Raw genomic sequence first — 18,543 nt, 5'->3', positions numbered from 1 at the left:
TTATATCAGGCATATTCTGGATTTCCATCATTCCTTGGAACTGTATCGATTGAAAGGGTATGAACTCAGTTAGCTTCCAGATCTTCACATAAAAAAAGCCATCTCTCCAGTAGATAATTCTACGTTTGAGACAGCTCTCTTGCTGTACTTAATCTGTTGCAAGCTCTTGTGTAGCCTGAACAGACATTTCCTTCGCTTGTCTGATGCAATCAGGCAAACCTACGCCCTCATAACCTGCACCTGCAATGTACACACCCGGTAATTTGCTGCCAAGCTCCTCACGGAGGGCAGCAATATGTTGGAGGTGTCCCACCGGATACTGTGGCATGGATTTACGTAGCCTTGTAATCTCGGAGAAGATCGGCACTGCTTCAATACCCATCGTCTCTCTCAGATCCTTGAGAACGAGATTCGTCAGCGCTTCATCCGGAAGCTCTACGTTCTGTTCGTCACCGGAGCGACCAACATAACAGCGAAGTAGCACCTTATCGTCCGGGCTCGTATGCAGCCATTTCGTCGATGTCCACGTGCAAGCCGTAATATTGCGACCCTCTTTCCGCGGAACGAGGAAACCCGACCCGTCGAATACATGCTCCACCTCTTTTTTCTCAAAAGCGAGCACTACATTGGCTACAGACACATAGTTAATCGCATCCAGTGCCGCTGTGTCCACGTGAGGCTTCAACAGCTCAGACGCAACATACGTTGGCACAGTAACCACTACATCATCGGCTTCAAGCATTTCGCCATTATCCAGTTCAACACGGTATCTGGTTTGTGCTGCATCAAGACGTTGCAGTGACTTCACCGCGGTGTTCAGACGTTGATCCACATCCTGCAACTCATGGACGAGTGCATGAACAAGACTCTGGAGTCCCTGACGAAAGTTCAAAAAAGCACTTCGTTTTGTTCCGGTATGCGTCTCAGCCGGTTTGCGGCCTGTCATCATGCCCCGGATCAAGCTGCCGTAATCGCGTTCTACTTCTCCGAACTGCGGGAAGGTAGCCTGGAGGCTCAATCGTCGCATGTCACCTGCATAGATTCCCGCGAGCAACGGTTCCGTCAAGTTCTCCAGCACTTCTGCTCCAAGACGGCGTTCAATCATATAACCGAGCGATTCATCCTCTGTTGTACGACGCGGCGGGATGACAAAATCCATCAACGCCCGCAGTTTGCCTGCCGGAGAGACCAGACCACTTCTCAAGAATGGTCTTAGTTCTGTCGGAATACCGAGAACAAGTCCTGCTGGCATAGGATGAAGCTTGCCACGCTGCATGATATACGTTTTCTTCGACTCCGGATTCTGACTGACCAATTCATGATCAATCTCCAATTCTTTAGCCAGGTCAATCATTGCTGTTTTGCGAGCCAGGAAAGAATCCGGCCCTTTTTCAATCACAAATCCATCCCGGTGCAGTGTCTCAATCATGCCTCCCATGGACGAGCTTTTCTCGACCAAAGTAATCACAGGTTCAACTCCTGCTTCCCGGTAATGCTTGCGGATATAAAATGCCGCGCTGAGGCCGGTAAGGCCACCGCCGACAACAACAACACGGCGTTTCTTATCACCCATTACTCATCCGACCCTTGCTGCCATTGGCTTATAATAACGTCGCTTAAGGTCTCCATGTATAGAGGATCGCTATTGAGAGAATCAATACGCATCAGGCGCATGTCGATCTCTTTGGCAATCGATTTGGCCTCAATATCGAGATCATAGAGCACTTCGAGATGATCCGAGACAAACCCGATTGGTGCCACAAGCACATCCTCTACCTGTTCACGAGAAAGCTCCTGTAACGTATCCAGAATATCCGGTCCAAGCCAAGGCTCAGCTGTTCGTCCGGCACTCTGCCACGTAAATTGCCAATTCGTTATGCCTACACGTGATGCAATCACTTCCGAAGTCTCCAGCAATTGTTGCGGATATGGATCACCCATCTCCACAATACGTGCCGGCAGACTGTGCGCACTAAACAACACTTTCACATCTCCGCGTTTTGCTCCAGCTTCCTCAAAAGCGTCCAACTTGGCACTGACACGTGTGGACAACGCCTGAATTAACTTCGGATGCAGATGATAACTCTCAATAAAGGACATATGAACGCCCAGCTCTTCTGCTTTTTCACGTGCACGTTTGATATAACTGCCTACACTCATCGTGGAAAAATGAGGAGCCAGTACAATACCAATCGCTGTCTGAATTCCATCCTTCGCCATCTGCTCCACGCCATCCTCAATAAACGGATAGGCATGCTTCAGTCCTTGATAACAACGGAATTCCACATCAGTGCCACGCTCATCGCGGTTTAATGTCTCTTGAAGGGCCTTGACCTGATTGTCTGTGTTCTCCCGAAGTGGGAAAACACCGCCAACAATGGCTTCATAACGATCCGTCAGTTCTTTCAATTGCTCTGGTTCAGGCGGACGTCCTCTGCGGATATGTGTGTAATACGCTTCAACACTCTCCATATTTTCCGGTGTGCCATACGACATCACCAGTACACCTACAGTATTAGTCATTGGTTACCGTCACCCCACTCTTCATTGCTTCGGCAGAATATTCATGAATATACGCCGTTAGTTCTCTGAGCTTTTCTAGCGATGCTTCAGGAAATAATCCGTGTCCGAGGTTGAAAATATAACCCGGCTCCTTGATTCCTTCGTCAATAATCACTTTGGCTTGTTCTTTAATCAGTTCCATCGGGGCAGTCAGCAAATATGGGTCCAGGTTACCCTGTACTGCAAATTTGCCGCCAAGACGTTGCCGCCCTTCCGAAATGGATACTCTCCAGTCGAGTCCAATCACATCGGCTTGCAGATTATGCAGTGCTGGCAACAACTCACCGGATGCAACACCAGGGAAATAAATCTTCGGTACATTCAAATCCGATAATTCGGTAAAGATACGGGTAATCGTAGGCAACACATATGTTCTGAAGTCTTTGGGAGAAAGTGCTCCAACCCAGCTGTCAAACAACTGGAATGCCTTACCGCCATTCGCAATATGCGCACGGACATATGTAATAACCATATCACCAAGCTTCTGCATCAGCTTGTGCCACACCTCAGGCTCGCTGTACATCATCGTTTTGGTGCGGATATAACCTTTCGAAGGTCGTCCTTCAATCAGATAACTCGCAATCGTGAATGGTGCGCCCGCAAACGTAATAAGAGGCACATCAAGCTCTTTATCCAGAATTCGAATGGTTTCCAGAATATGTGACAGATCTCCTTCTACATCGATGGGACGCAGCCGATCCACATCTGCAGCCGACCGAATAGGATTATCGATTACCGGTCCAATATTTTTTACAATGTCAAAATCAATGCCCAGAGAGGCAACCGGATTCATAATATCGGAATACAAAATAGCCGCATCTACACCAAGTTTGCGTACCGGCATGAGTGTAACTTCAGCCGCCAGCTCGGGTTGTTTGCAGATTTCTAGCAAGGAGTATTTTTCTTTAATTTTGCGATATTCAGGATCGTAACGTCCAGCTTGACGCATGTACCATACCGGGACACGGTCTACCTGTTGTTTGAAACTTGCCCGAATCAGTCGATCATTATAGCTCATGTAAGAAGCCTCCAATAGTTTTTGGACTCATAATTACCATTATGCCCTTTTTAAACAGCCGTAACAACCACATGCAGATGCGTTCTACGTGACAATACTATGACATTCCTTACACCCATCCCTCATATGCCAATTATGTTATAATGAAAGAATGGTGTTTTTTTGAGAATTACAGAAATATCTTTGAAAGGAAGTGAAAGCACTTTGAAAACGTGGAAAGTAAACCTCATTGTGCTTTGGTTCGGACAATTTTTGGTCAACTCGGGCATGACCATGATTACCCCATTTTTGTCTCTTTATCTCGCAAGAGATCTGGGCGTTGTTGGCGAACATGAAATTGGCATTTGGGCGGGATTTATTTTTGCAGCCAATTTCCTCACCTCATTTTTGTTCCAACCGCTTTGGGGCAAGTTATCGGACAAGTATGGTCGTAAAGTTATGCTGCTGCGTTCGGGATTCGGGATGGCCATCGTAATTGCCCTTATGGGTCTGGCACAGAATCCTTGGCAGCTTCTCTTATTGCGTTTGCTTAACGGTACCATCTCCGGTTTCAATCCTGCAGCTGTTGCGCTGATATCGGGTACCACACCGAAGGACCGCATGGGTTTCGCCATGGGAATCAGTCAGTCCGGGCAGGTTGCCGGCACCATCCTGGGTCCGCTCATCGGTGGCTTGCTAGCTGATGCGGTAGGCTTCCGCCCCATTTTCTACATTACAGGTGGACTGATCTTTGTCGCTTCCATGCTCGCCATGTTCCTGGTGAGAGAGAAATTCGACCGTCAAGAAGCAGCCAAACTGCCGGCACAATCCGTATTATCCGGTCTGAAGGAATTGAACAAGTCACCTCAACTGCCCGCACTGTTTGCTGTGACGTTTCTGTTGCAGTTTGCAATGATTAGCCCCATGTCACTCTTGCCGCTGTATGTGCAAAAATTGCATGCTTCGGATGTAAACGTGGCCTTCTGGGCAGGACTTGTCGGTGCAGTTACGGGACTATCCAATATGGCGATGTCTCCGATTCTCGGGAAGCTGAGTGACCGGATTGGTCCTCACAAGGTGCTGACGTTCTCCCTCATAGGTACAGGACTCATGCTTATTCCGCAGGCATTTGTTCAGACCGTGTGGCAGCTCATTCTTGTTCGTTTCATGATGGGTGTATTCATGGGTGGCCTGCTTCCGAGCGTTAATGCCCTGATCCGTTCCTACACATCCGATAGCATGATCAGCCGTGCATTCAGTTTTAATACGAGTACTCTGGCGCTGGGCAACATGCTTGGAGCGATCATTGGAGGATTTATGGCAGGATTCATCGGGATCGAAGGTCTGTTTATCGTATCTGGCGGACTGCTGCTGCTTAATATGGTTTGGGTCCGATTCAAATTGTATAACAAACCTGCTTCTATTCGGGAATCCTGATTCCCTATCCATTTCTTAATGAGTACATCTTACTGTTCCATTTGAAAAAGCCGCTTCCAGCGCCTAATTGGCCTGAGAGCGGCTTTTGTCATTCATGCGCCATTCATCATTTATTTATTAGATTGAATTCTATCGGATAATGTTTCACACCAAATACAAAAGCACTTTGTATCGGTTGCAGAGCCGTTCCAGGCACAAGTTGAATGTTTCCCATGTGCTGAAGCAATGTATGAAGAACTACCCTTGCCTCCAATCGAGCGAGTGGTGCACCCAAACAAAAATGAATGCCAAAACCAAAGCCCATATGCCTGTTCGGCTTGCGATCAGAGATGAAATCTTCCGGGTGTTCAAATTGGGCACTGTCCCGATTGGCTGCTCCAACCCAGGAAATCACCTGCTCTCCAGCTTGAATCGTCTGACCATTCAACTCTACAGTTTCCTTGGCGACCCGCCCAATCGCGACAATTGGCGGATAATATCTCAGCGTCTCTTCAATCGCAGAAGTAATCCGTTCAGGCTGTTCGCGCAACTCCTGTTGTAGCTCGGGTTGTTCAGACAGAATACGAACCGCATTGGTAATCAGGTTGGTTGTTGTTTCATTACCGGCAGCAAGTAATAGAATACAGAAGCCTACCACTTCATCTGAAGTCAATTGCTGACCATCAATCTCCGCAGCAAGCAGTAATGAGATCAGATCATCCTTTGGCTGCAACCGACGTTCTTCCATAATGCCAGTGAAATAGATATGCAACTCCTGCATATTTCTTTTTTTCTCCTCCAATAACTCCTGGAAAGCCTGATCACTATCGTCACGCGCGCCTTTCACCAACACATCAGACCAGTCTTTGAACTTTTGACGATCCGCCGCAGGGACTCCGATCAATTCCGCAATGACAATGACGGGCAGTGGTGTTGCAAGGTCATCAATAAGTTCCATATGTCCTTCTGACAGGTGTGGAGCAATTAACTCATCTGTGATTTCCTGAATACGCGGAGCCAATGCTTCAATTGCCTTGGGTGTAAACGCCTGATTCACCAGATCACGCAGCTGTTTATGTTTGGGAGGGTCTGTCGTCAACATGCTCGTATTGGCACGATCACGTGCAGAAGAGAATAGTTTCGGATTTTTCAGAACGTACTTCACATCTTCATAACCAAAAACATCCCAACATTCTCGATGCTCATCATAGCGGACTGGAGTGTTATCACGAAGTTCTGCATACACCTTGAAGGGAGATAACCTCTCTTCCAAAGTCTCCAGTTCCCGAATCGGAATGTAATTTGCATACTTTCTCGGTGCCTGTTTCATCGTTTCTCCTCCAATCAATATTATATATTTATTTACATATGTTGATCACCCCTATTATAAACATAACTCTATAACGAAACCACTCTTTAGACCGTAATTGAGCCCCATTACCTAATATGCGTTACTATCATCCTCTCATTCTGTTACCTACTTCTGATATGAGTCCCAATTCGACATTCTTTTATTAAAATGCTTCATTTTATCAGGACAAAAGACTCATTATGTAATGTTAACTAACATTACAAGGGCTTATTTTCCTTCAAAAATACTAAAACCGCTTCTTTTCTATCTCTGATCAAAATGAATAATATTTCATAATTCCTTATAAACAATCATTTTACTCTTATTATCTATGAATGTAACCGATTACTCTATTGTTATCTATATTTGTCATATTACTTAACATAAAATACAATCAATTTGAAATGGTATACATATTCTTCTTAACAAACTTAACATCACACTTACTTGAAGGAGAGTGCTATTCATGAGTAAAACATCCAATCTTCGTCCCTGGGCCGTATGGAGTACCGCAGCTTTAACAGCATTGACCATCTCGTTGTCCCCCATTGGAACCTACGCCGCGCACGCAGCTACGGTAGAGGTGAAAGGCACAACAGGTGCTGTTCAGACAGCAACTACTACTCCGGCTCGCAATACTTCCATTCCTGCAATACCAGACTCTTCCAAACAATCTGCACTTCCTAATGTATTGGTAATCGGAACTGGCGGAACGATTGCCGGTCAATCCGAGGATGCCACCAGCTTCCAGAATTACAAGGCAGGTACACTTCCGATTGGAGAGATGGTAGACGCCTTACCGGATAAACAGAAGATTGCTGATGTTAGCACGCTCCAATTCGGAAACTCAGGTTCAGGTTCCTATAGCATGAGCGACCTCTATGACTTGTCGCAGACGGTAGACAAAGCTCTGGCAACGTATGACAGTGTTGTCGTTACCACGGGTACAGATACAATGGAAGAAATCGCTTATTTCCTCGATATGACTGTTCAGAGTGACAAACCTGTCGTGATCACAGGCTCCATGCGTCCATGGACCGTCATCGGTTCTGACGCTCAAGCCAATCTGTACAACGCCATCAAACTTGCAGGCAGTGGTCGTACCACTTCATTCGGCACAGTACTCATGTTGAATGACACAATCCAGCTTGCTCGCGGTGTAACCAAGACAAATGATTATCGGACAGATACGTTTGAAACGCCCATGCTCGGCGCTGTAGGATATATTGATGAAGAAAATATCCGAATCTACCGTGCTCCTGCACGTGCCTTGAAACCTGAAGGCACAGCAAAGCCCGTATTTGATCTAAGTAAAATCACAAAGGCAGATCTGGCGAAAGTAGAAATTGCGATCTCATATCAAGAAGCTGGCGGGGGAGCCATTGAAGGATTTGTGAGCAGCGGTGCCAAAGGAATTGTGACTTCCGGTACCGGAGCTGGTGGCATCTCCAGAGCTATGGGACAAGCTCGTACCAAGGCCATTGAAGAAGGTGTCATCTTTGTGACCACCACTCGGACGGGTTCAGGAAGTGTGTACGGCGGCGGCAAAGGTATCATTGCAGGCGACAACCTGAGTCCACAACAAGCTCGTGTATTATTGATGCTGGGCCTGTCCTTCAGTGATGATTTTGACACCATCAAAAAATGGTTTGAAACGTACGGAACACCTGAAGTATAAATAGAACTACTATAACGATATCTGTAAACACAAAGAAAGAGACGATACTCCCTGTGATTCAAGGTGTGTCGTCTCTTCTTTGTGTGTTTTTAGAAAACTCCGTACAGCATCACGATCCACCTCACAAGCATAAAAGCGTGAGATCGTGTTTCATCGGAGTTTTATCTTTAGGAAATATCCACTTTTACTTCACCCAGGCAAGTACCAGCCCATCGTAATCCGGCAACATGGTCGTCACCAGGCGCGGGTCACTTGCCATCTGTTCATTGAAACGACGAACAGCAAGCACGGCCGGGCCCTGCTTGTCCGGATTCAGTGTACGACCACGCAGGAAACAGTTATCACCAACAATAACAGCACCTGGCCGAGCCAGCTTGATGGCATAATCGAGATATACCGGATAATTCTCCTTATCTGCATCAATAAAGAAGAAATCAAATGTGCGACCTTCCTGCTCCAATTGCTCCAGGCTGTCTGCCGCCGGGCCAATACGGTACTCTACCTTTTCGCCAAAACCGCCTTCCTCCAGATGACCACGCGCCATTGCCGCATATTCCTCTTTCAGTTCCAGCGAAGTCAGGGTTCCATTCTCACGCAAACCACGCGCAATGCAGATCCCACTGTAACCGCCCAGCACGCCGATTTCGAGCGCAGCTTCTGCTTTGGATGTCTTCGCTAGAAACGTGAGCAATCGTCCATATGCCGCCGCAACCGAAACTTCCGGCATACCGTTCGAACGGATGGCCTCTTTCACTTTCAGCAAAAGCTCATCCTCTTGAAATAATTGATTTACATATTCATCAGGGGTCAGATTCACCACTAAAATCCTCCTTGGACACTTGGACTGCTTTCCATATGGATGCCAATGTTCTATAATAAATGTTTGTTATCAACACAGGCGGTTGACTGATGCATCACTTCGAAGAGGCGTGCATACGTTCACCGCATTTCTCATTGTAAGTTTTTTCACGGAAAGCGGCAAGGCCGCACCGTTACTATACAGCAGAGAGAAGGATTTCCCTTCTCCAGCTTGAAATGGAGTTGAAATGAATCACATGGCTCAATTGCAATTGATCGCAACCTCGGCGATGGGACTCGAGGCTGTTGTTGCCCGGGAACTGAAGCAACTGGGGTATGAAGATGTTACGATCGACAATGGCCGGGTTTTCTTCACAGGAGATTATATTGATATTTGCCGTTGTAACCTGTGGCTGAGAAGTTCGGATCGCGTATTGGTGAAAATGGGTGAATTCCCTGCCACGACTTTCGACGAATTGTTTGAAGGCACCAAAGCGTTGCCTTGGGAAGAGTGGATTCCAGCCGATGGCGAATTCCCTGTAGAGGGTCGTTCTCAAAAATCCCAGTTAAGCAGTGTGCCTGCATCACAAGGGATCGTGAAAAAAGCAATCGTAGAGAAACTGAAGCTGACTTATGACACAGAGTGGTTCCCAGAGGATGGGTCTCGTTATGTGATTGAGGTCATTCTGCTAAACGATCGCGCCCTGCTTACTTTAGATACGACGGGACCAGGTCTGCATAAACGGGGTTATCGTAAACTCGTTACCGAAGCGCCACTCAAAGAAACACTTGCTGCAGCTCTTATTCAGCTCAGTCGCTGGAATGTATCCCGTCCATTCTATGACCCATGCTGTGGATCAGGCACAATGCTGATCGAAGCCGCTATGATCGGCTGGAACATTGCACCAGGACTTCGTCGGACCTTCAACTCTGAGGACTGGGCTGTCATTCCTGAAGAATTGTGGGAACAGGCGCGCGAAGAAGCATTTGATGCTGTACGTGACGATGTCCCGTTACAGATTTCAGGTAGCGATATTGATCCTGAAGCGATTGAAGTTGCTATGGCAGCGATCAAAAGTGCTGGGTTCGCCAAAGATATTGAAGTCAGCGTCCTGCCCGCTCATCGCGCTAGACCACAGGGTGAATATGGTGTCATCATTACCAATCCCCCATATGGTGAACGTTTGAGTGAAGAAAAAGAAGTTCAGAAGTTGCTCCGCTCATTAGGGCGCAGTTACCTCGACATGCCAACATGGTCCTTTTTTGCAATCACATCAACCAAAGCTTTCGAGGAGTATTTCGGTCATAAGGCAGACAAACGTCGCAAGTTGTTCAACGGACGAATTGAAACCCAGTACTATCAGTATTTGGGCCCACTGCCCCCACGAAATAAAACACCACAATCTTCATAATTGTTTCGAATCTAAAGTGCTCCTGCCATCCATGGCCGGAGCGCTTTTTTTGTGCGCTTTTCTGGTCATATGAATTCACCGACTTCGGTCTTCGCTTCCGCAGAAATCAATTCTCCCTGAGGCATAGTTGAAAACACATGAGGCCACGCTATAATGGATGGAGCCCTATTTTACATTCCGATTACAAAACAACAAAAGCAAGGGGGACATACATATGGTTGTCACTCGGCCTACGCGTAGCTCCATGCCACGCGGGCTTTTAAATCATCCATTAACGTTATATCTTATTTTTCTTGTGCTCATGCTGCTCAAACTCATGTGGCTCCATCACAATCTTCACGCTTATAACATTACGATGGGACTGCTGGATAAAGTCATTGCTATTGGATCTTTACTACTCTTGTCCTTCTGGACCTGGTTGTTGCCACGTAGAGGAATGATCGTGTCTCTCGTGGTGCTTAACCTGCTGCTTACCGCACTAATCTACGCCGATATGGTGTATTATCGCTATTTCCAGGATTTCTTGACCATCCCGGTATTGTTGCAAGCCAGACAAGTTGACGCATTAGGGGACAGCATAGCTACACTAATCTACACAAGCGATCTCTGGTTCTTTGCTGATTGGCTTGTCGTTATTCCGTTCGCAGCTATCGTACTATTCAACAGACGTTACCGTTCGAAGCACACCAGTCCGTCTGTTCATGGCTATGGGAGGTATTCGTACAACGATGGCAAGGCACGGTTGCGCCGCCGTCTCACGGCTGGCAGCATCGCCCTTGTGCTGGGACTTGGCCTCGCCGTCGGCCCGATTTATTTCTACAGTAAAACATGGGCCAAAGGCCTGTTCGATAACAACTGGTGGAATGTATCCATGTACAATGTGACCGGACTGCTCGCTTTTCACGGTTATGATCTGTACAACTTTGCCAAAGACCACATCGGCTCCGGGCCGCAGGCTGATCCCGCTGATGTTGAGCAAGCAAAAGCGTTCTTTGCTGAAAGGCGAGGAACTGCCCCGCAGAATGATGCCTTGTTTGGCAAATATAAAGACAGCAATGTCATCATTGTTCAGGGTGAGGCTTTTATGAACTTCATGATTGGTCAGAGCATTGGCGGTCAGGAGATCACACCGCATTTTAATGAACTGATGAAGGAAAGTCAGTATTATAGTCACTTTTACCACCAGACCGGTCAGGGCAGAACGTCAGATGCCGATTTTGGTGCAAACATTTCCCTACATCCACTTCCGGTTGGATCAGCGTTTGTACGTTATGCAGACCATACGTATGATTCACTTCCTTCCATTCTGAAGGATAACGGGTATAGCACCAACGTATTTCACGCTTATGAGAGCGGCTTCTGGAATCGGTATACGATGTATCAGAACATGAAGTACGACAAGTTTTATAGTAAAAATGATTTTGCACAGGATGACCCGCTTGGCTGGTCCCTGTCTGACGAATCCTTTTTCCGCCAATCCGTTGAGAAAATGAGCAGTGAGGTTACCGAACCGTTCTATTCCTTCCTCATTACACTCAGCAGTCACCATCCATACGCCCTGCCTAAAGAGAAACAGCAACTGGATGTAGGCGAGTTCCAGGGGACCATGTTTGGTAACTATCTGCAATCCGTTCATTACGTGGATTCGGCGCTCGGCAAGATGGTCGAGGATCTGAAAAATCGGGGATTATGGGAAAATACCATTTTTATGTTCTACGGAGACCACGACAACTCGATTAAGGAACAATCACAATACGAACAGTTCCTGGGACGTTCACTGAACGAACTGGATATGGCACAGATCATGAACGAGGTCCCCCTGCTCGTGCATTTACCGGACGGAGCAGCTGCCGGAACCATCAACGAACCTTCGGGACAACTGGACATCACGCCTTCCGTACTGCATTTGCTAGGCTTATCCGACCAGTCCTATTATCACATGGGTAACGACGTATATGACGGGTCTGGGCGTACGGTTGTGCTGCGTAATGGCACATTCTCGGATGGTTCTGTATTCTATATTCCATCGGATGATTATATCTATGAGAGCGGTGCTTGTTATGACCTGTCCACACGCGACAAAACGGACATCAATGCTTGCCGCCCCAGTCATGATGAAGCAACCAAACGATTGCATGTCTCGGACACGGTCATTACTTATGATTTGATTCAGCGCTTTCGAGAGGAAGACAGTTCAACAGCAACATCGCAATGAACAATATCGTAATGACAAGCTAAACAAATACACGAAATGAATTGAATTGGATTTAAAAAGGAGAACTTGCATTACATGACATCACACACTGAACCACTCAATATTGAACAGCAATTGTTCAATGCAGCCGCAAAATTTGTGAAGCAACGTTATCCTCAGGGATGGGGCGGCGCGGGTGCCGTCTATACCGAAGCTGGCTCCCTGCTGATTAGTGTAGCTCCAGAGGTCATCAACGATGCCACGCATCTATGTATGGAAACAGGGGCTTATCTGGAAGCCCACAAATTGAACGAACGTGTCACCCACTCCCTCTGTATCGCTCGTGATGACGAGCATTCAGAATTCAAGGTCCTTACACCTTGCGGTGTATGCCAGGAACGATTATTTTACTGGGGCGAAGAAGTCAAAGCTGCCGTATACGATCCTTCTGGTCAACTGGTCTTCAAGAGACTGGATGAGATTCAACCTTACCATTGGTCCAAGGCATATCGGGATAAAAAGTAATCTCCTTGCGAATTATAGAAAGTGGCTTTATAATTGTAACTATATTAGTTTCAACTAAAAGGATAATGGAGGTTTAACATAATGAATATTGAGATATGGTCTGATTTTCTGTGCCCTTTCTGTTATATCGGTAAACGCCGCCTGGAGAATGTACTGGAACAGTTCCCACACCGTGATGAAGTGAAGCTGCAATTCAAAAGCTTCGAGCTTGATCCAAACGCTGCATTGAACCCAGGCAAAACCAATTCGGAATATCTGGCTGCCAAATATAATATGAGCGTGGAACAGGCCAAAGGTATGAATGCCCAGATGAATGCCAATGCTCGTACGGCAGGACTGGAATACAATATCGATGCCATGATCCCTACGAACTCCTTCTCAGCTCACCGCTTGACACACTGGGCAGATACACAAGGCAAAGCGCTTGAACTTAGTGAACGGATCTTCCAAGCTGTGTTTATTGAAGGTAAACACTCCGGCGACCCTGAAGTGTTGGCTCAGTTAGCAGAAGAAGTCGGCCTGGATCGAGAGGCAGCTACGGCAGTGCTGTCCAGTGATCAATTCACCGACAATGTCCGCGCTGACCAAGCGGAAGGCGAGCAACTCGGCATCCGCGGTGTACCGTTCTTTGTATTCGACCGTAAGTTCGCCGTATCGGGCGCTCAGCCTGACGAGGTGTTTCTGGATGCCATTCAAAAAGCATGGGACGACCGTTCCCCTTTCACCATGGTTGAATCCAACACAACAGAAACAGACGGCAGTGGCATCTGCACAGATGACGGATGCGAAGTCCCGAAAAAAAATTAAGCCAATTCACACACAAAAAGCAGCAGGATCAGGGAGTATGCCCTGATTCTGCTGCTTTTTTATATGCTACACACGACTCTAGCTCATTGTATATATTTGTGTCTGATGAACAGTTACTGTGGAGGGGACGGAATCGATTCTGAAGAAGCGAAGCGTTCGCCTGAAAGCTTTCTGCAAGAAAGCTGCATCGGAAGCATAAGCTGTATCCAAATTTTATCCTCTGAAAAGAGGAATCAAAAAAAATTTGGAGACAACAGCGATCGAAAGAACGATCCGTGACCGGAACCTCCACTAACTTATCATCAAACACATAATTCAATTAGCGCCTACCCACTTAATCCCAAAACAGTTGATCTGGATGTGGACCCGTCCGCTTATCCGAATCCAGTGCATCAATCTGTCTCAACTCATCCGGTGTCAATTCAAAGTCAAAGATGTCCGCATTCTCACGAATACGCTCCGGGGTAACCGACTTCGGAATCGTCACAATCTGATTCTGAATGTCCCAGCGCAGAATGATCTGTGCCGGTGTTTTCCCATATTTTTGGGCCAGTGCTTTGAGGGTGGACTCTTGGTTCAGCTTACCTTTCATGATCGGGCTCCAAGCCTCCAGTTGAATTCCCTGCGCCCCGCAGAAATCTTGCAGTTCTTGTTGGATCAGACCCGGATGCAGCTCTACCTGATTAACCGCAGGCACCGTTCCGCCCTCATCTATAATATCTTGCAAATGGTGAACTTGAAAGTTACTCACACCAATCGCACGGATGCTTCCTTCGCTATATAGACGTTCGAATGCTCTCCACGTCTCCTTGTACTGGTCTCTGCCAGGCCAGTGAATTAAATAAAGATCAATCACATTGAGTCCAAGCGCCTTCTGACTGGCTTCAAATGCTCTCAACGTTGAATCAAATCCCTGATCCTCGTTCCAGAGTTTGGTCGTCACAAACAGTTCGTTACGGGCAACACCACTGCTTGCAATAGCTTGTCCCACTTCTTCCTCATTGCCATAGATGGACGCGGTATCAATACTGCGATATCCAACCTCCAAAGCGGTCTCAACCGCCTGTTGTACTTCCTTACCTTTTGCTTTATATGTTCCAAATCCTAGCCATGGCATCGTTACTCCGTTGTTCAGAATCGTACAATCTGTAATATGTTTTGTCATTCTGTACCTCCCGTATGGAATTTTGCCTGCTCTTGTTCTATTAACCTTCTCACAGAATTTTAAGCGGCCATTCGACATACTGTGGGAGTAAACCCATGATCGAGAGTCTTTGCAAAAGATATGAAAAACCCGCAAAGCATTACTGCCCTGCGGGTTCTGATGTGACAGGAACGTTATAGATCCCCTTGACCGTGCTGACTCTGGATTGAATTCAATCGTCTCTTCTCCTCGATGAACATTTCCTCTGCCAACTCAACACCTTGCCCTCCGAGTGAAAGCTCTGCTTGTCGCATCGCCTGCTCCGTGTGTGCCAGACGTCGTTCCGCCTGTACAATGGTCTGTGCCGTCGGATGAGACATGGCCTGAGATACAGCATAATGAAGCTTGTTCACCGCATTTTGCGCCTGAGATACGGTGGTATCGGCTTGCAAACTGGAATCATAACGCTTCGGCATGAGTATTCCTCCTTGGGATTATCATGTTCCTGTTACCCCTTTAGGATGGATAACACAAGCCTTCCTTATTCTTCTTTTGTGTTTTTATCGTAACTTTAGTTGATCTGGCTACGTTTGTTAGATAATCATGCCGAATCAGGAGGAATTTATTTGAAGAAAGTATTACTGACACTCTGTATGTTGCCCTTCCTCATTTGGCTACAAGGCTGCGCTCCTGCAACATACGAGATAGAAGGATATACAGCCTCATCCATGAACCCAGACATCCCAGTCCCAACCAATGCAAAACTTATTGAAAACATAGCTTATTCCGATCATCCCACCCTTAAAGAATGTGTTAAGTATGAGCTGAAACATATTGGGGGTGAGCAAGGACTCTACCCGCCAATGGATTATTTTCAGAAGCTAGCGGATACAGGATGGGTGGAATTAGAGGAAGAACGGCTGGGACATGTACATTTTCTAAAAAAGGATGCTACCGTCATTGCCATTGAAATTCGAGAAGATACCTTCCAAATTACTGAGTTGGTCGAAGGTGCTATGGAGTAACACACCCTTTCACTTCTACCCAAACGCAAAAAAAAGGAGAGGCACGTAGCCCCTCCTTTCTGATGTGTGGACAGTTTTCTCCACTCACCTTGTTATATCCTATTACTTCACGAACTTTGCAACTTTGGCGAGCACTTCTTCTTCTGTCGGCGCACTGATATACCGACCATTAATAAAGACAAATGCACGTTTCGCGCAAGGACCGCAATAGGATTTGCACCCAATCTTGATCTCCGTGTCTGGAGCCATTTTTTGCAACTTGGGCACAATCGATTTCAGTCGGACATGATTACACTTTTCGCATACGCGGATATCGTTAGCCATGAGTTCCCCTTCTTCGCGCCCTTAGTGGTCGCCGTGATTACCTTGGGATGGATTCGTAATAACAAATCCCTCTTCCGGGAAGTAGAGGTAGTCAATTTTAACACCGTTCAACAAAGGCTGGTCATTTGCAAGAATGACATCAATCTCTTTATCGGTAGATACAACCGTATCATTTTCTTTTGGTGTGTCGAGATCAAGCCCGTAGTGAGCATGGTCACCATGTGCATGGGTGATGACAACGCGCAGTTTTTTTCCTTCGTTCTCCGGCTTGTCCAATTCAAGCTTCAATACTTTAGCAGCATTACGCGTAATTTTGCAGTTCATTCTCTTCATCTCCTATATTGTAATTGCAGGTTTCAACAATTTCAGCATTCTTAAACTACAGCATCTATTGTAAAGAAAGTTACCGCTCTTCGCAATAACATTGATGCGAATTCTATGTTAAACCTATCCATTTAGGCACAAATTAAGAAGGTGTCCCCTCTTGAAGCACAGGATATTTACGTTCTGCCCGGCTTACAAACCAGTTCATCAGAATCAATGTGACCCCGATATCATCGATGGGCATAAACGGCATTACGTCAGGAAGTACCCAGTACAACAGCGCTGGAATAATAAACAACAGCTTTTCTCCCAAAGGAATCTGCGGAGCCCGGAGCAGCCGGGGGAGCCTTTTGAAAACTTGTGTCCATCGTTTGAACGACAGCAGTCTTCTCCACTTCATTTGAATCCCTCCGTATAATTATATATGTCGCCGAAAAGGCACATCCATCATTACCCGTTCGAAAACCATTCAGAACGAATGACGTAACATGCCATTATAAAAAATAATAAAAACGGAACGTCGCTCATGGCGTCCGTTCCTGTTATACGAATGATCTACTGTTAAGTTTCACACCATCATAATTCAGGGTCTTGCCTCATTGTCCATTGGATAACAGTTCAGCCAGCAACATTCCCACTTCTATACAAATATCATCAAACTGTTCTACGGGAAGCGGATTAACACCCAATCCAACTTCTACCGTGAAGCCCGGTCTACCGAAATCTTGAATAAACCAGTCCTTGTATCCGGCATCACTGCCACCGAGCTTCACCGCCTTGTAGCCGGAAGCTTTGGCGAGTCTACGCGACAGCGGTCCACTCTCCCTGGGTTCCAGATCACGGTAGTTCCAATAGATCTCCTGTCCCTGACTATGCAGGGATACAACCGCATCAAATGTGTGTTGCCGCGTCCACTGCGCAAGCGCCTGTGCCTCCGGTTCTGTCAATGGCGCTGTCCCCGCATAATCCCTGGGGCCCGGTGAGGTTATACCTCTTCTCGCTGCCTCTTCATCCCAATGGGCTGGAAATTGATCATTCAGATCCACCCCTCTGATGTTGGCCTTCCAATGGGTGAAATGTGATCTGTCGGCATTCCAGGCCAACAACTGCTGTGCATGTGGATGCTGATTGACCACACCTTCCTGAACCAGTTCGACCCCGTCCGGATTAACCATCGGCACGGCCCAGAGTGTCGTCTCTTGCATCCAGCGTTCTGTCTGGTATTGATGCCATGCCCTATGCGCACCATACGCCTCGGCATACTCTTCAATAAACTTCATCAGAACTGCTGTTGTCAACCACTCATTCGCATGAACGGAAGCGTTAACATGGATATGTCTCGCCCCTTGCCCAATACGCAAATAAGGCAGTGACTTGCCCATGACACTTGTTCCGATTGAACCCGTTTCAATAAACGGGTATTGATTCTCCAGCTTGTCTATATCCCTGATTAATTCTCGATAACCATACTCTCCCTGAATCTTTACAATAGTTTTTCCATTCGAAGCCGGAATATGAATACAGCGACCAACCCAGTCGGTTATATTGGTAATTTCAGGATTGGCCTGGCGCAACAACTCTTCGTCCAGACCAAATCTCCCTGCAATCTCCCCTACACTTTCTCCAGGCGGTACAGCGTATCTGCGACCTGTCCCGGGTACAATACGCAGCATCTGACCTGCCAGCAAGTATGGCTGGGAAGCCACTTCCGGGTTTAGTGCAGCAAGTAACTCTTTGGTCATATGGTGTGCTGACGCAATTCGCGGCAATGTATCTCCCCGCTGAACGATAATCCACTGCAGATCCATGTTGTTCTCCTTTCCACAGGAAAAGACAGGTCTCCTGTCCAGTTCTGACCAATTTCGTGTCTGTAACATATGTATGCAGGTCAGGTTGTCCGTCATGTGACAAGAATCATGTTTATCTCCTGTTAATGCATAATGACGACAAAAAATCCCGGAACTTCACAGTTCCGGGATAGTCCAC

General features: G+C 46.8%; 18 protein-coding genes. 7 read left to right on the top strand and 11 right to left on the bottom strand.

Annotated features, from left to right (window positions below; all coding sequences use genetic code 11):
- Positions 1-148: 148 nt before the first annotated feature.
- The 3 genes from hemY to hemE are packed head-to-tail and all read right to left on the bottom strand — an operon-like array spanning position 149 to position 3,580.
- Positions 149-1,573: a protoporphyrinogen oxidase gene (gene hemY, locus C161_RS10220; RefSeq protein ID WP_036670104.1), complete on the bottom strand. Its 1,425-nt coding sequence runs from the start codon at positions 1,571-1,573 to the stop codon at positions 149-151.
- Positions 1,573-2,523 carry a ferrochelatase gene (gene hemH / locus C161_RS10215; protein ID WP_036609705.1) on the bottom strand — a complete coding sequence of 317 codons (951 nt, stop codon included), beginning with the start codon at positions 2,521-2,523 and terminating at the stop codon, positions 1,573-1,575. Before hemH ends, hemY begins: the two co-directional genes overlap by 1 nt.
- Positions 2,516-3,580, bottom strand: a complete 1,065-nt coding sequence (gene hemE, locus C161_RS10210; RefSeq protein WP_036609707.1) for a uroporphyrinogen decarboxylase — start codon at positions 3,578-3,580, stop codon at positions 2,516-2,518. Before hemE ends, hemH begins: the two co-directional genes overlap by 8 nt.
- A gap of 204 nt (positions 3,581-3,784) precedes the next feature.
- On the opposite strand from hemE, the gene C161_RS10205 reads away from it, so the two are divergent.
- Positions 3,785-4,996 carry an MFS transporter gene (locus tag C161_RS10205; RefSeq protein WP_036670103.1) on the top strand — a complete coding sequence of 404 codons (1,212 nt, stop codon included), beginning with the start codon at positions 3,785-3,787 and terminating at the stop codon, positions 4,994-4,996.
- A gap of 106 nt (positions 4,997-5,102) precedes the next feature.
- Here the strand turns inward: C161_RS10205 and C161_RS10200 are convergent, their stop codons facing one another.
- Complete coding sequence (locus C161_RS10200; protein WP_036670101.1) at positions 5,103-6,305, bottom strand: cytochrome P450; 1,203 nt, start codon at positions 6,303-6,305, stop codon at positions 5,103-5,105.
- A gap of 487 nt (positions 6,306-6,792) precedes the next feature.
- Between C161_RS10200 and C161_RS10195 the strand changes: the two genes are divergently transcribed.
- On the top strand, positions 6,793-8,004 hold the full coding sequence (locus tag C161_RS10195) for an asparaginase (RefSeq protein ID WP_036670100.1): 1,212 nt from the start codon (positions 6,793-6,795) through the stop codon (positions 8,002-8,004).
- A gap of 184 nt (positions 8,005-8,188) precedes the next feature.
- Here C161_RS10195 and C161_RS10190 read toward each other — a convergent pair whose 3' ends face one another.
- Positions 8,189-8,821 (bottom strand): O-methyltransferase, encoded by a 633-nt coding sequence (locus C161_RS10190; protein WP_036670998.1) that lies wholly within the window; start codon positions 8,819-8,821, stop codon positions 8,189-8,191.
- A gap of 238 nt (positions 8,822-9,059) precedes the next feature.
- On the opposite strand from C161_RS10190, the gene C161_RS10185 reads away from it, so the two are divergent.
- From C161_RS10185 to C161_RS10170, 4 genes are all read left to right on the top strand, one after another.
- Entirely contained in the window at positions 9,060-10,214 is a 1,155-nt protein-coding gene (locus C161_RS10185; RefSeq protein WP_036609715.1) for a THUMP domain-containing class I SAM-dependent RNA methyltransferase, read from the top strand.
- A 214-nt stretch (positions 10,215-10,428) separates the two neighbouring features.
- Positions 10,429-12,429 carry an LTA synthase family protein gene (locus C161_RS10180; protein WP_036670098.1) on the top strand — a complete coding sequence of 667 codons (2,001 nt, stop codon included), beginning with the start codon at positions 10,429-10,431 and terminating at the stop codon, positions 12,427-12,429.
- A gap of 75 nt (positions 12,430-12,504) precedes the next feature.
- Positions 12,505-12,933 carry a cytidine deaminase gene (locus C161_RS10175; protein WP_036670095.1) on the top strand — a complete coding sequence of 143 codons (429 nt, stop codon included), beginning with the start codon at positions 12,505-12,507 and terminating at the stop codon, positions 12,931-12,933.
- An 81-nt stretch (positions 12,934-13,014) separates the two neighbouring features.
- A complete protein-coding gene (locus C161_RS10170; protein ID WP_036670092.1) occupies positions 13,015-13,740 on the top strand; it encodes a DsbA family oxidoreductase in 726 nt (241 codons plus the stop codon).
- A 334-nt stretch (positions 13,741-14,074) separates the two neighbouring features.
- Here the strand turns inward: C161_RS10170 and C161_RS10165 are convergent, their stop codons facing one another.
- Together C161_RS10165 and C161_RS10160 are read right to left on the bottom strand one after the other, a co-directional pair.
- On the bottom strand, positions 14,075-14,905 hold the full coding sequence (locus tag C161_RS10165) for an aldo/keto reductase (protein WP_036670089.1): 831 nt from the start codon (positions 14,903-14,905) through the stop codon (positions 14,075-14,077).
- Positions 14,906-15,078: 173 nt separating this feature from the next.
- Positions 15,079-15,360 (bottom strand): hypothetical protein, encoded by a 282-nt coding sequence (locus tag C161_RS10160; protein ID WP_036609724.1) that lies wholly within the window; start codon positions 15,358-15,360, stop codon positions 15,079-15,081.
- Positions 15,361-15,510: 150 nt separating this feature from the next.
- On the opposite strand from C161_RS10160, the gene C161_RS10155 reads away from it, so the two are divergent.
- On the top strand, positions 15,511-15,909 hold the full coding sequence (locus C161_RS10155; protein WP_036670087.1) for a hypothetical protein: 399 nt from the start codon (positions 15,511-15,513) through the stop codon (positions 15,907-15,909).
- 102 nt (positions 15,910-16,011) lie between these two features.
- Here C161_RS10155 and C161_RS10150 read toward each other — a convergent pair whose 3' ends face one another.
- The 4 genes from C161_RS10150 to C161_RS10135 all read right to left on the bottom strand — a co-directional run bounded on the left by C161_RS10150 (position 16,012) and on the right by C161_RS10135 (position 18,365).
- On the bottom strand, positions 16,012-16,233 hold the full coding sequence (locus tag C161_RS10150; protein WP_017689421.1) for a DUF1450 domain-containing protein: 222 nt from the start codon (positions 16,231-16,233) through the stop codon (positions 16,012-16,014).
- A gap of 21 nt (positions 16,234-16,254) precedes the next feature.
- Positions 16,255-16,557, bottom strand: coding sequence for a heme biosynthesis protein HemY (locus C161_RS10145; protein WP_036670085.1), 303 nt, complete (start codon positions 16,555-16,557; stop codon positions 16,255-16,257).
- A gap of 142 nt (positions 16,558-16,699) precedes the next feature.
- The gene (locus C161_RS10140) at positions 16,700-16,957 is read right to left on the bottom strand and encodes a hypothetical protein (protein ID WP_036670081.1); all 258 of its coding nucleotides are present in this window, start codon (positions 16,955-16,957) and stop codon (positions 16,700-16,702) included.
- Positions 16,958-17,153: 196 nt separating this feature from the next.
- Complete coding sequence (locus C161_RS10135) at positions 17,154-18,365, bottom strand: M14 family zinc carboxypeptidase (protein WP_442789425.1); 1,212 nt, start codon at positions 18,363-18,365, stop codon at positions 17,154-17,156.
- Positions 18,366-18,543: the final 178 nt, after the last annotated feature.

Source organism: Paenibacillus sp. FSL R5-192, assembly GCF_000517845.1.
GTDB lineage: Bacteria > Bacillota > Bacilli > Paenibacillales > Paenibacillaceae > Paenibacillus > Paenibacillus amylolyticus.
The sequence above is the reverse complement of the archived record's forward strand: the minus strand, read 5'-3'. Positions and strand labels throughout refer to the sequence as shown.